The organism is Streptomyces sp. NPDC006655, assembly GCF_040703965.1.
GTDB lineage: Bacteria > Actinomycetota > Actinomycetes > Streptomycetales > Streptomycetaceae > Streptomyces.
Genome location: NZ_JBEYJU010000030.1, coordinates 78,534 through 91,483, shown reverse-complemented (window position 1 = coordinate 91,483; position 12,950 = coordinate 78,534). Strand labels below are relative to the sequence as shown.

The following is a 12,950-nucleotide window of genomic DNA, read 5'->3' as shown; positions in this document are numbered from 1 at the left end:
AGAGGGGCCACGCCGCCAGGCGTGTCCACGGCCCGGTGCCGACGGCACCGGCCGACGAAGGAGGCCGGGGCCGGCGAGCACGCACCGGGCCACCAGGCAGCCACGCCGCCAGGCGTGTCCGCTACCGCCGCCGAAACGACGGCGGCCCCGCCCCCCGAACACGCGGGGGCGGGGCGGGCGTCGGGCTCTAGCGGGACGTGTGGCGCGGGTGCGGCCGGTTGAACAGTCCGCGCAGGATCGGCAGGTTCCTCCACCTGGAGCGGCGGGAGGTGGGGGGGCCGGGGCAGGCGGCGGCCTGGTGGGCGGTCTGCGCTGCCGGGCACTCGTCGTGGTAGTGGCACCCGGCGGCCACGATCGCGCCGCCGCATGGGGCCTTCGGGCAGGTGCAGACCCTCATTCCGGGGGCGGGCGAAAGTCCGTGCCATCCGGCGTTCTGCGTGTTCGTCGTCATCGGTGGGGACTCCAGGGATATCGGGGCGGGCCGGGGGATGCGGCCCGCCCCTGGCGGGGCGGGCCGGTCGGTCACGGGGTGACCGGGCTGAGGGCGCGTCCCTGCATGTGGTTCTCGATGAACTGATGGACGCCTGCCGGGCTGTGCATGATCACGGGCGGCTGACCCTGCCGGATCACGGCGACCCATCCGAAGGTGTGCCGCTCGGCGCGGTGGAGGTGTCCGGCCTTCTCAAGCTCGAACAGTGCCTTGGTGGCCTGGAAGCTGGCGTCTGCCGGGTCCTGCTGCTCGGGGGCGTTGCGCATCGGAACTCTCCCTGTTGAAGGTTTGGGGCTGTCGTCCGGGGGGCTGCCTCCCCCCTTCCGATATCCCTAATTCTGCCTTATCGGGGGGCGAGAGTCCACCCTCTCTCGCCCCCCGATCGGGTGACCTGGGTCACACGAGATGGCGGCTCTTGAGTTCGGCGAAGAACTCGGCGGCCACGGCCTTGGGCTGGGCCCTGCGGCGGCGGTTGGCGGTGAGTTCCATAAGGCGCTGGCCGTGGCGCTGGATGACGTAGGGCTGTCCGGTCTCGGGGACGGCGAGCGCGATGATCACCCCACCTGCCTCCACGCGGACAACCGGCGTTTCGGTCACGGGGTCGATTCCGTGGCCGACCCGTTCGGCCGATACGCCGAACGCCTTCGTCAGTTCCTCGCTGATCGCGTGGGCCTCGATGAGCGCGGACGCGGTGGCCGTGTCGATTTCCTGCGGCTGGACCGCGTAGCACTCGGGGATCTCGGCGGAGCGCTGGGCGGCGGTCTGGGACGTCTTCGCGTTCATGGTGCGTTCCTTGCTGTGTTGAAGGTCTGGGGGAGTGGTCCGGGGTGCGGGCTGCCTCCCGCACCCCGGACCGGGGTGGCTGGCGCTGGTTACTCGGCCTCGTCCATCGCGCGGCGGCACACCTCGGCGAGCGCGAGCAACTGGCGGGCGTTGATCAGCCGCTGACGGGCTTCGTCGTCGCCCGCGTCCTCGGCGTCGCCGTTGGCGATGTTCGCGACCTGCCACATCGGGGCGGTGCCGAACGCGCGGCGGGCGGCCTCGAACACCTCGACGTGGCTCGGCATCGCCTGGACCTCGTCCGGCGAAGCAGGCGCATCCGGGTTGTCCGCCAGGCACGGGCCGGTGGTGCCCATCTCCTCGCGGCACGTCATGCACACCTTGCCCGGGTGGAACAGGTCGATGACGATCACGCCGTCCACCTCGGCGGAGTCGTAGACCTCCACGATCCAGTGGGCCTCGGTCGCCGCGCTGGTCTCGATCGTCTCGGCGGTCATGTCGTGCTCCTCGGTGTTGAAGGTTTGGGGCTGTCGTCCGGGGGGCTGCCTCCCCCCTTCCGACATCACTAATTCTGCCTTATTTAGGGGTGGAAGTCCACTCCGGGCACCCCCAGGGAGAGTGACCTACACCACATCTATCCGCAGGTCAGGACCGGTCCCGGACCGGCACCCGTCCGGCGGCCTCCGCCACAACCCACCCCGGCGGGGGCTCCCCTCGGTCGGTCGGGCAGCGCAAGCCTTACCGTCGGTTCTGAGGGGGTGCCAGGCTCGCGAAGCGACCGCGAAGCGGCTCGGCCTGGCACCCCCTCAGGTTCGGCGGTACGCCCTCCGGGTGACCGACCGACCGAGGGGAGCCCCCGCCCCCACCACCCGCACCACCCACCCACCCGCACACACCAAACAAGCCCCCACCCCCCTTGGGAGTGAGGGCCCGCCGGAGGCGCTGAAGTATGGACCTCAGCCCCTTGGTGTGGTTACTTCCGCGGCCGGCGACATCGCCTTCGTACCGTCCGCATCACCATGCGTCGCTCGCTGCAGGGCGCTCGTGCGTCTCGCTCGTCACGGGCTCCGGAAGTTCCTCGTCGGTTTCGCCCTCGGTGCCGGAATCCGGTTCCGCGGCGGCCTCCAGGCCCTCCTCCTGGTCGTCGACGTCGGCAGTAGCGACCTCCGTCTCCTCGTCCCCAGTCGCGTCGTCCGGTTCCGGCTCGGCGACCGCGGCCGCGGCCTCCTCGGTCACGGACCCGGTCTTCTCGTCCCTGTCTGGTTCGGCTGGCTCTGCCTTCTCCACCGGCGTCACCGCAACCGTCTTCGCGAGGGTGACCGGGCTCTGGTGGAGTTCTTCTTCCGCCTCGACCTCCGGGACCGGGTACCGCGGGGCGAGAGCCATCTGCACCGTCTGAGAGGTGTCGTCGGGGTGTCCCACTGCGATAATCGCCTCACCGACGCCGAGTTCCCTCAGCTGGTTCGGGTGCACCTTGAAGCGGTCGACCTGGCGCAGGCTGCCGACGCCGGACCCGGCGGTCGTGGATCCCAGAACACCTATGTCGTCCTGCACCTGCAGCGTCTCTTCCCACCCCTCGTACGTTCCGAGGAGTTCGGCGACCTGTTCCGCCGACGCCTTTGTCCGGTGAAGGATCAGCACGTTCGTGTTGGTCAGCACGGCGTTCAGGAAGGCGTCGCCCACATCGGCAAGGTCGGCAAGGTCCTGGGTGCACACGAACAGCCCGCCGCCGGCCGCGCGGAGCCGCTGGAACAGGCCCGTCATGGTCGAGCCCCCGAGACCGGAGAACTCGTCGACGCCTGCGATGAACAGCCCGCCGTTCTCTCCGAAGTTCTCCGCGAGGAGCCGGTCACCGACTGCGCCGAGATCGGTCAGGAACAGGTTGCCCACCTGCCGGGCGGCCCTGGCGTCGGTGTTCGCCGCGAGGGAGAACAACACGATGTCGCCCTTCTTCACCGACTCGTACAGATCGACGCCATCCGGGGTTTCGACCAGGACGCGCCCCGCGTCGCCGGAGACAAGGTTCCGGATACGTGTCGCCAGGCCTGGGATCGAGCGCTTCAGGTCCTTCGCCTCGGTCTGCAGGTACGCCAGATACTCGCTAACGTCACGCTGCAGCCGGGCCGAGAACTTGTCCGTCCTCGACGCCAAGGCCTTGAGGGTCAGCAGACGCGCGAGGTCTGGGAGATCGCGGCGCCAGGCCCTCGTCGAACCGTCGGGGAACGTCTCGGTGACGTTCCCGGCCACCAGGTCGTCGAGCGCCCTCACCGCGAACAGTAGGAACTCCTCGGCGGCCTCGCGGTGGTGCGGCTCGGAGAACCCTCCGCCGGCCACCTGGTCCAGGCACTCGACAATCCGGCTTCGGATCTGTTCTGCGGACCCGTGCCGGATCGGGTTGTACGTCGTACCCGCTCCGGTGACCGTGACGAGTTTGAAGCGGCGGCCCGCGTGATGGGCGCCCCCGGCCATGGCCTCGACCAGCATCGGGTCCGCCTTCATGTCGGCGAACAGGAACCCGATGTTCAGGGGGCGCGCGTGCCTGCTGACGACCAGCTCGTACACCAGCTGCTCGATCGTGCGGGACTTGCCGTAGCCAGACGCTCCGGGAATGAACCCGTGCCGCTGCATGGCACGGCCGGGAATCTCGCACGCCTCACCGGTGTGCTTGTCCACCCCGAGCCGAACTCTCAGGTCGTCCAGTACCCGGGCGGGTTCCCGGTCATCGTTCTGCGCGAGTTCCTGCAGCTTCGCGTCGATCTTCTTCTGCGGGACCACGGTCTGCACAGACCGCCAATCGGCTTGGAACCGCGCACGGCGGATCAGCCATGCCCCGCCGACGCCCGCGGCCACGGTCACGCTGAACGGGAGCTGGCCGCCGACCCAGCTCTGCCAGTTCTCCTGAACGAGTTGTGCCAGGGAGGCTCGGTCGGGCGAGTTCCACACCGCCTTCCCCAGTTCCCGGTACGGCGTCAGGTACCACCGGAAGAAGCCGACCAGGGCGCCGATCACGACGGACGCCCAGCCGCCCCAGCACACCCACAGCCGGACCTTTCTCGAAAAGCGTCGGCCGGCGGCAACCAGTATGAGCACGAGCACGGCCGCTACCGGATTCGAGATCGCCAGAATGGCACCTGCGGTTCGTGCTACGGCCTCACCCGAGTTCGGGTTGAGCGGCTGAGATCCCTGCCACTGTGTCGCCGGTCTGCCCGCGACGTCGCCGCGTGTTCGCTGGCGGCTTTGCGTACTCACTCGTCTCCCCGTTCCTCCGCGTTCCAGACTCGGACCGCGATCTTCTTTCCTCGTCCCAGTTCCACCGACGCACTGTTCGCTTCCTCAGCGGCCATCTCCACGTTCTTCAAGAGATCAGGGAAGGCCCAGTACATGGCGTAGCTGATGTGTTCGGCGTTGACGTACAGCAGCATGTTCCGAACCAGCCGCGGCCTCGGTTTCCTCGTCCGCTCAAGTTCGTGGGCCCAAACAGTTCCGTCCGGCCGGACACCCACCAGGTCCGGGTATCGCCGACCGCGCTCGCTCTCACCCGTGGTTACCGAGTACGTCGGCTCGTTGTTCTCGTATTGGTTCGGCGTGTCCCTGGCCCGGATCTCTCGCTCGGTCACCAAAAGGTCGTCCGGTCGAACCACGCGAATGTGCTGGGCAAGGTCCACCACCGAGAGGTCGTGGTGATACTCCTTGATGTTCGGCGTGCTGGCATTGCCCGGCGCGTTCGTCAGTTCCATCCCGGCCCGCGTCACCCAGAACACCATTGCTCGACGGCCGGCGAGCTGACCCGACTCCAGCAGTCCCATCGCAGTCAAGGCACGGAGCCTTCGATAGACAACCTGACGCGAGGGCAGCAGTCCGCTCTTGGTGAACTCCCGAGTGACCTGCTCTGCGGTCACTCCGTACCATCTGGCAACCCACCTCAGCAGTTCCGTATCTCGCTCCGTAAGGCGCCAGTTCTTCCCACTCGGCACCCTCACCTCACGGACTACTACCTCCACTCGACACCATCTCCTAGGAAACTCGGCTCCGGCCGTCTGGCCGCACACGGCGCATCTCTTGCGCCCATGTCCTACCGCCTCCGCCCGCAGGGACCGAGGAACGAGGGCCCTGCCGTGGTGGCCGACGAAGGAGGCCACCACCTGATCAAAGCAGCCGACCCCGCCAGGGGTCGACCACGGTCCGGCGCCCTGGTGCCAGGCCAAAGGCCCCCCAGGGGCCGACGCCTGGCACCAGGTGAACGCCGCCGGACCACCAAACGCCGCCCAACGGGCGCCCACATCAGTAACCCCAGCCCCCGTTTCCCTCCAACTCACCGACTTCACCAGCCACACTGCGATCCCAACTCCTCCCGGCGCGCGAAGCACCGCAGAGGAGAGGGAAACCGCCGCAAGACATGGAACTCGGAGTGGGTGGCCACGTTGCATCACGACCTCTCCAGACAGAGCAGGCTCTCAACTCGCTCGCACAAACCCCGTGGACCCCCAGGCACGACAACCCGATACGACCCGCCACCGAAGCCCGTCCGGCGTCGTCCCCGCCCGGCCCGCTCCGACCTTCACTTCGCACTCCACGCCCACCTCTCTCCAACTCACCACCCAGCACCCGCTCCTCACACTCAACCTCCACCCCCACCCACCCACCATAAAAATCTTTCTCCTTTCTCTTTGTCCTTTTCTTTCTCTTTTGTCTTTGTCTTTGTCTTTCATCTTTTTCTTTCCCTTAGTTCCTCTCTCTTCCTCTCTCCTCTTTCCTTCTTCCTCTACTCCACACTCAACCTGTCCAACCACCACCTGCTCTGACCTGAACCCACGTGCTGCACCGAGACCACCCACTTCCTGAGGGACGATGGGAGTGGGTGGTCTCGGTGCAGCACGTGGAAAAGGGCAGGTCAGAGCAGGTGGTGGTTGGACCCTCTGTCACACCTTGTTTTACACATGGTTTTATACCCTGCTGGCAAACTCTCAGTTTCCAAGCAGGGTTCCCACCGCCCGAACTCCGGGCCGGTCGCTGGCTACTCGTCTAGGCGGCGGCTCCCCACCGCGCCATGTACCGGCGCTCCCTCAACTCGGCCACGCGTGCCTTCTGCTGGGCCGGCGTCAGCTCTCGGAAACGCGCCTTCCAGTCATCCCGGCGGCTCTTGCGCTCCTCTGCCGTGAGGCTCGCCCACCACTCCTCGCGACGGTTCTGGTCGGCCGCTGCACGCTTCTGCAGGGCCTTCTCCTTCTGCTCCTCCCAACGCTTCTGCAGACTCCTCCTGGTCTCCTCCCACACCCCCTTGAACGCCCTCCTCTCCCGCTCGATCCGGGCCGCTGTGGTGGCCTTCCGCTGCTTCATCGACCGCACTTCCCTCGCGGCCTGGCCGGTCAGCTCCCAGCCCTTCTTCGTCTCCTTGGCCACCCGCAGCTTCTTCAGCGCTGCCAGGCCGGTGGAGACGTTCTCCAGCTGGCTACGGGTGGGCTGGGGGGTGGGGGTGTAGCCGGTCAGGTGGAACAGCTGGGTGACCGTGAGGGGGCCGGGGTGGAGGGCCAGGGTTGTAGCGAGGCTGAACCAGGAGCGGCTGCGGGGGGCGGGGGTGTGACTACAAGGTGGCTCAGTTTTTTCAGCACGGAAGTCCAGGGCCAGCAGGTTCAGGCTGTACTCGTCCGACGCCTTCGTGCCCATGCTCTGGTGGTACGTGCGGGTCTTCACCAGCACGCCGTCCTTGACGAACTGCCGCAGTGCCTTGGAGATGGTGTTCCGGGACTGCCCGGTGTCGTTCTCCAGATCACGCTGAGGCAGCGGGCGGCAGCCGAGTCCCTGCCGGGCCATGCGGTCCCCGATGGCCGCGAGTACGCGTTCTCCGCTGTGCCGAGTTGCCGGGGTCCAGCTCCCCCAGTGGAGTTTCCGGACGCCTGCCAGAAGCGGGCCCGTGACACGCTTCCACCGCTCCGCCGGCGACTTCCCCGTGTGACTGCCACGCTGGCTGTCGACGTACTCGACGGCCTCGTTCCAGCAGAACTTCACCCACCATCGGTGACCGCGCTGACGGGAACGTGCGAAACCTCGGTGGTGCGGATCCTGGACGACCTTCCAGGCGGCCTCGTCGTCGAATCCCGCGATAACGAGTCGGGCCGTGGAAAGAAGCTCGCTCAGTGAGCGGTCTACGTAGTATTCGACGCCGGGGTTACGAAGCCGCTCCCAGAACTCTCCTGAGGGAATGGTGGAAAGGCTCCGGTGCCACGGAGTTACCGGGGTCTCCTTCCGGAGAGTGGCCGGACGCGGCGTGTATCGGGGCATGTTCATGGCCCATGACGGCAGAGTGTTCGCGGCTCCCTCGACGAACTCAGGGAGTTCAACCCTGCCGGTCTTGCGGTGGGGTGCCGACAGCGGCCGCAGCGTGCGGCGCCAGTCGATCTGTCGGGCGGTCGCGCCCCAGTGGGCCCGGACGGTGTCCACGATGGCCTTGAAGGCGTCCCGCGCGGCCTGGCTGCGGAAGCACGCGATCAGGTGCCACCGGCCTGCACCGCCGCCGGAGCGGCGGGTCAGGTACCAACCCCCGAGTTCTTCGGCGTGGTGCGTCAGGTGTTCCAGAGCGCTCGTGCTCCAGTCCTCCTCGTCACCGTCGATGTCGACGGCAACGGCGCTCTCCCGGAGCGTCGCGACGTACGACGCGGCCTTGCCGCTGCGGACGAGATCAGCGGCCTCGCTCAGAAACTTCAGGGGCCGGTCGGTGACGACCTTCGAGTTTCCGCTGTCGATGCAGAAGACCGGGGCCGCGAACAGCAGATCGTCAAGGAGGAGGGCGGCAACGCGGGCGCGTTCCTCCGCGCTGCTGATGTCCGCGCCCTTCGGACTCTTCGTCTTCTGGGGCGGGGTGTTGAGAGTGAACAGCGGCTCGGTGACCGCCGTCTGGTGCGGAATGGGTCCGGCTGTGGGTACGCCCGCGAACGGTGTGCGGGACACACCGTTTTCAGGCAAGGAGGTGCCGGCCCGGGGACCTGTGGCTATGATGGTCTCCAGAACTGAACGACATCAGGCAGCACAAAGCCCGCATCGGGCGGTACCGCCGACGTCGATGGGAAGAGGCCCTGGTCAGCTCCCTGGCGACCAACCTGATCGCTGACAGTGCCTCGGATTCAGTTTTCGTATGGCCCCGCGGGTCAGTCCCCGGGGCGTGTATCAGTTACGTCGATATGCCCCCATGGCGACTACCCCGAGGGAGGGGTGCGTCTTCTGCCGTGTCGGGCGCCTGCGTCACGCCCTCGATCTCCTTCTTCACCATGGCCGCTGCGCTCTTCCAATCCAGCGGCTGGTCGCCTCTGAGCACCAGGTGCTCGACGACAGCGCCGATGAGGCCGGCGGCAGCAAGGCGGGGGTGAATCTCACGCAGCTTGGGGATCAGCGCCTCCGCCACGACGGGCGGCAGGTTGACCGTGATCCTCCAGTTTTCGCCGGAAGCAGGGTCATAGCTCGACTCACGGTTGGTGAGCATCCGCTTGTTCCCAGTCCCGGCCATGATCCGTATCCTGCCATCTCCGACCCCTTCCGTGCATCACGAATCACGCGTGTCGGAGCACTTTTTTTCTCGCGCGTCCCTCGCGCCTCGCATGGAATGCCCGGGTCGGTGATAGTTCGCCCGGATAGATGACCGCGGCCGCGCTCGTCAACCTTCAACACGGACGTCACCACGAACGGATGACGGTCCTTCAGCCGCGCCCGCTGCGTCCCGTAGAGTCCGCCGTTGGCGGACCCGCCCCGCCTGGTTCGCGGCTGCTCGACGCCCATGCCGTCCCGGCCGTACGGATCGCAAGGACCCTTCGGGGTGGAGTCTCTGACCCAGGCGGCTCAGCCGCCTCGTCACGCGTGAACAACTCCGCAGCGGGGGCATGGGGCCTGCAGGGGAGAGACACTGTGCCGAAGCGCAACCGGAAGGTCCGACGTGCCGCGAGCCGCCGCAAGCGGGAATCCGGCAACAACCTGAGTTACACCGAGGCTCGCGCCGAGATCCGCGTTCAGGTGCCGCGCGCCGGGGCGGTCCTCGATGAGGACTACTGGCGGACTCTCGGCCGCCGACTGTTCGACACCGACGACTGGAGGCAGTGGCGTGTCGTCTGCCGGGCCTGCGGCTACATCCAGTCCCCGGCCGACTTCATCGCCCTCGAACGCGATGACGTACGACCGGAGTTCGCGTTCAGCGACTGCATCGGCCGGTACTGGGAGAACTACGACGCCGAAACCGAGAGCGCGTTCCCGTGTAACGCGATCACATGGGGGTTCATCCCGCTCGACCACTACAAGGTGAACTGGAAGACGGGCAAGCAGGGCCTCGTATTCCGGTTCGCCGCCCCTGGCGAACGGATCGAGGACAATCGGCGCAAGCACGAAGCCCGAACTCGCCGGTGGGCGGAAGAGGCCGCTGCTGCCGCTGAGGAAGAGGCCGCCGCCGAACTCGCGCGACTCCGGGAAGAAGACGAAGCTGCAGAACGCGACGTCGACGAGTACGCGATGCGGTGTACGGGCTGCGGCCGCGCCGAGGGGCGCGAGCACCGCCAGACGTGCGTGTGGCGGGCACCGGATGGCCTCGGGGAGAAACACGATCTGCTCAGCGAGTTGGTCGACCCGGTGCACGCGGAGAATTCCGTCGCGACGGTCATCGAGCGCGTCATGCGCATGCGTGACGCGGTGGGTGAGTACGAACGGGCCGTCGTCGCGGAACTCTCCGGGCTCGGCCTTCAGATCGAGGAGGCGGACCACTCCAGTGCCTTGGAGGTGGATAGGGCAGAGGTTCGAGTCTGGCTCCCTCGGGCCTCTGAGGAAGCGCCCCGGCACCGGGTGGTGTGGACGTCGTATTTCGGCTGGTCCTACTCGGACGGTGTGCTCGGCACCAGCCTCAAGTATCGCGGGGGCGAGGAGTACGAACCTCCAGCTGCGGTGATCGCAGCAGAGATCGGGGAAATCGTGGAGTCCGGCGGCGTGAACTGGACCGGTGGTCACGAGTGGCGAGACACCCTCGCTGCAGACGACTGGGCCGCCGTGGTGACGGGGCTCCGGACGGCGGCCGGCGTGATGGACGCGGTGGTGTGACGTCCGACCGCCCCGCGCACCCAGGATCCCGAAATTGAGCTTGGCTTCAGGAGGTCGCCTCATCCGGCTTTTCGTCAGGGTCTTTCGTCACGATCAGCTGATGGCTCCCGGGGACGTCATCCCGGGGCCGGGTGGTGAAGCCACGCCGCTGCAGGACCCTGGCGAGGGCGGCGGCCATCGCGGCTTCGGTCTCGTCCTGCAGCTGAACAGCCGAGTGTCCTTGATCGCCCTGGTCGAGCGCCGCCGCCGCCTGCTTGATCAGCTCCTCGCTGCAGGCCCACCCCACGATGACCGCACCCAGCTCTGGGGAGTCGACGACATCGACACCACCGATCTCCTGTCCGGCGTCCCCGGCGGACGCCGGGAGATCACTCAAAGGAAGCCCGGCCAGCTGCAGCGCGCGGTAGACCGCGATCCGCAGGTCCTCGGCATCGTTCACCCAGTGCCCCGTCCTCGTTCATCCCGTCGCGCCCATCGCGCCGGTCGTACGGGACAACGCTACTGGTCAGCTCATGGGTACGGCAGGAGCGCATGGTTGCGGGCGGCGCGAACTGGCCACGCGTCAGATCGGGACGGACTCCACCAGGTCGGGGGCGTCGAGAAAGTAGAGCTCGGGGAACGTCCGCTCGTCCGAGATCAGGTCCTCCGCGTTCAGCGGTCGCTTCGTCTCCCGGTCGCGGCATCCGACTCCGGCGGCCCGCAGAGCCTCGTCCAGGCCGCTGAGCAACCGCCGGCGCGCGGCCTCGTCCTCGTCGTTGACCCACCCGGCGGAAATCGTCGCCGCCCGCGTCCCGTGGGGGAAGAGCACGATCGGACCGTCCGGCTCACGCATCCACGGCCCCAATGCGTCCAGGGCGTCGTGCATGAGCCGGGAGGAGTGCAACAGTGTGCGGCCGTCGGCTTCGGACAGGGTGAAGGCGGCTTGCTTGACGATCTCCTCCTCGCTCTTGCCCGCCCGGTAGTCCTGCACCATGGCGGCCCCGAGTTCGTATTTCGCGTCCTGGAAGGCCCTGGCGGCGTTCACCGTGTGGTCCCCCTTGGAGCCCCACCTGGTGCGGGCGCCGAGTTCGAGGAGCGAGACATTGCCCAGCTTCCAGTCCGTCGCGATGTCGAAGTGCTGAAGAACATCGTCGACGTCCAGGTCTTCGTATCCGGCGGCGTGGAGATCGCCCAATAGCCGCTGGGCTGCCCTCCGGCGCAGGAAATTGACCATGGTCCCCTCACTCGTTGTCGGCCCGGTCTGAAGCCGTGCCGTCCTGGCGTTCTGCACCGTGTGGTGTCCCGGTAGCGTTCCCGTACGGTGCAGACGCGGAGGGGCCATTATGGAGCTGACCACTGACGACCAGCGGGCGGTGCGGGCACTCGCCGCCGCCATGCTGCGGAGCACGGCCGAGGGGGACCACCGCACAGCCAGCCGGATCGGCGGAGGGCTGGTCGCCCGGTTCGGGGCCGGTGGGATCGCTGACGCCATGACGTTCTGGGCGGAGGAGATCGCCGACCACGCCCCGGCCACGGTGCGTGACGTCTTCGGCAAACCCCAGCCGGACAAGGCCCTTTCTCCGGCCGCGGCCGCCGCGGCGGTGGAGCGGGTCCGCCGGGGGTACGGCGAGTCAGCCGCGCTCGGCGTCCCGGTGCCGGCCAACCCCGAGATGCCCGCCCCCGCCTCTCTCTACGGCACGCTCGCCCGGTACCTCAACGCCGTCCAGCGCCACGACCGCGACGGCAAGACCGCGGCGATCCGCGAACTGGAGGACGCTCCTCAGGTCGGCTTCGATGTCCTGCGGGAACTCCTGCTCGCCATGGCGTCGGAGTGCTCGCCGCTGACCCGCTCCTGATCGCCTCGCCGCCCCGGCAGTCCCGCCGCGTGCCGCCCGCGCCGTTCGGGGGCGCCAGGTCCGCTCAGCGGCGTCGCAGCAGCCTCCGACGTGTCGGCCGGTCCCGCTCCGTGGGGCGGAGCACCTTGCGGCACCCGGCGGTGAAGGTGTCGAGCATCTGCTCCATGTCGGCCTGGTCCCGGTGGGCGAACTGCAGCTGGCTCTGGAGCAGTTCGTCGCGGTCGCGTCCGTCAGCGACTTCCGCAGCCCAGTCGCGGATCCGTCCGGACAGAAGCTCGATCGCCTTCGCGGCGTACTCGGCGTCGTTGGCGACGTCGTACGGGCCCTCGACCGCCACGGCGCCGACGGCTCGCGCGACCGCGTCACGCTGCCCCTCGACCTCTTGGAGCCGTGCCTGCACGGCGGCCTGGTCGAAGTCGTCGCCCTTGAACACGTCCAACAGCGCGGCGGCGGCGTCCCGCCGGGCGAGAAGGGTCGTCGCGCACGCGCTGTACGCCTGCCGACGGGCCTTCTGCTCCTCCGTGTTCGTCTGTGTCCGGCTGGTGATCCGGGCCGAGCCCAGCGTGCCAGCCGCGCCGACGACCGCGCCGAGAAGCGTTCCGCCGATGCCGGCGAGACCGAGCAACGTCGTTGAGTCCACGGGGGGCATTCTCGGGGGCGGGGAACATTTCCGGGAAATCGCGCGCCAGGCCCCTGCCCTCACGCCTCGCACACATGGAAGGGCGACACCTGGGGGCCGACTCGATCGTTGAACGGACCGGGGCACCTTCCGGTAGTCG

12 protein-coding genes are annotated in these 12,950 nt (G+C 68.0%); 2 read left to right on the top strand and 10 right to left on the bottom strand.

What is annotated here, in order from left to right:
* Positions 1–522: 522 nt before the first annotated feature.
* The 7 genes from AB0958_RS19685 to AB0958_RS19655 all read right to left on the bottom strand — a co-directional run bounded on the left by AB0958_RS19685 (position 523) and on the right by AB0958_RS19655 (position 8,768).
* Positions 523–756: a hypothetical protein gene (locus AB0958_RS19685; RefSeq protein WP_366891733.1), complete on the bottom strand. Its 234-nt coding sequence runs from the start codon at positions 754–756 to the stop codon at positions 523–525.
* A 130-nt stretch (positions 757–886) separates the two neighbouring features.
* Positions 887–1,273 carry a hypothetical protein gene (locus AB0958_RS19680; RefSeq protein ID WP_366891732.1) on the bottom strand — a complete coding sequence of 129 codons (387 nt, stop codon included), beginning with the start codon at positions 1,271–1,273 and terminating at the stop codon, positions 887–889.
* An 89-nt stretch (positions 1,274–1,362) separates the two neighbouring features.
* On the bottom strand, positions 1,363–1,767 hold the full coding sequence (locus tag AB0958_RS19675; protein ID WP_366891731.1) for a hypothetical protein: 405 nt from the start codon (positions 1,765–1,767) through the stop codon (positions 1,363–1,365).
* 517 nt (positions 1,768–2,284) lie between these two features.
* Positions 2,285–4,120 (bottom strand): hypothetical protein, encoded by a 1,836-nt coding sequence (locus tag AB0958_RS19670; protein WP_366891730.1) that lies wholly within the window; start codon positions 4,118–4,120, stop codon positions 2,285–2,287.
* Between the two features lie 395 nt (positions 4,121–4,515).
* Positions 4,516–5,271: a replication-relaxation family protein gene (locus AB0958_RS19665; protein ID WP_366891729.1), complete on the bottom strand. Its 756-nt coding sequence runs from the start codon at positions 5,269–5,271 to the stop codon at positions 4,516–4,518.
* Positions 5,272–6,292: 1,021 nt separating this feature from the next.
* Positions 6,293–8,215: a hypothetical protein gene (locus AB0958_RS19660; RefSeq protein WP_366891728.1), complete on the bottom strand. Its 1,923-nt coding sequence runs from the start codon at positions 8,213–8,215 to the stop codon at positions 6,293–6,295.
* Positions 8,216–8,435: 220 nt separating this feature from the next.
* Entirely contained in the window at positions 8,436–8,768 is a 333-nt protein-coding gene (locus tag AB0958_RS19655; RefSeq protein WP_366891727.1) for a hypothetical protein, read from the bottom strand.
* Positions 8,769–9,163: 395 nt separating this feature from the next.
* On the opposite strand from AB0958_RS19655, the gene AB0958_RS19650 reads away from it, so the two are divergent.
* Complete coding sequence (locus AB0958_RS19650) at positions 9,164–10,336, top strand: VVA0879 family protein (RefSeq protein ID WP_366891726.1); 1,173 nt, start codon at positions 9,164–9,166, stop codon at positions 10,334–10,336.
* 46 nt (positions 10,337–10,382) lie between these two features.
* Here the strand turns inward: AB0958_RS19650 and AB0958_RS19645 are convergent, their stop codons facing one another.
* Positions 10,383–10,775, bottom strand: coding sequence for a hypothetical protein (locus AB0958_RS19645; protein ID WP_366891725.1), 393 nt, complete (start codon positions 10,773–10,775; stop codon positions 10,383–10,385).
* A gap of 123 nt (positions 10,776–10,898) precedes the next feature.
* Positions 10,899–11,549 carry a hypothetical protein gene (locus tag AB0958_RS19640; protein ID WP_366891724.1) on the bottom strand — a complete coding sequence of 217 codons (651 nt, stop codon included), beginning with the start codon at positions 11,547–11,549 and terminating at the stop codon, positions 10,899–10,901.
* A gap of 109 nt (positions 11,550–11,658) precedes the next feature.
* On the opposite strand from AB0958_RS19640, the gene AB0958_RS19635 reads away from it, so the two are divergent.
* Positions 11,659–12,171, top strand: a complete 513-nt coding sequence (locus AB0958_RS19635) for a hypothetical protein (protein WP_366891723.1) — start codon at positions 11,659–11,661, stop codon at positions 12,169–12,171.
* Positions 12,172–12,235: 64 nt separating this feature from the next.
* Here the strand turns inward: AB0958_RS19635 and AB0958_RS19630 are convergent, their stop codons facing one another.
* Entirely contained in the window at positions 12,236–12,811 is a 576-nt protein-coding gene (locus AB0958_RS19630; protein WP_366891722.1) for a hypothetical protein, read from the bottom strand.
* Between the last annotated feature and the right edge of the window lie 139 nt (positions 12,812–12,950).

Bases quoted from the DNA above. Each gene is read 5' to 3' on its own strand.
- AB0958_RS19685 (WP_366891733.1), bottom strand. From the start codon at position 756: ATGCGCAACGCCCCCGAGCAGCAGGACCCGGCAGACGCCAGCTTCCAG.
- AB0958_RS19680 (WP_366891732.1), bottom strand. From the start codon at position 1,273: ATGAACGCGAAGACGTCCCAGACCGCCGCCCAGCGCTCCGCCGAGATC.
- AB0958_RS19675 (WP_366891731.1), bottom strand. From the start codon at position 1,767: ATGACCGCCGAGACGATCGAGACCAGCGCGGCGACCGAGGCCCACTGG.
- AB0958_RS19655 (WP_366891727.1), bottom strand. From the start codon at position 8,768: ATGGCCGGGACTGGGAACAAGCGGATGCTCACCAACCGTGAGTCGAGC.
- AB0958_RS19640 (WP_366891724.1), bottom strand. From the start codon at position 11,549: ATGGTCAATTTCCTGCGCCGGAGGGCAGCCCAGCGGCTATTGGGCGAT.
- AB0958_RS19635 (WP_366891723.1), top strand. From the start codon at position 11,659: ATGGAGCTGACCACTGACGACCAGCGGGCGGTGCGGGCACTCGCCGCC.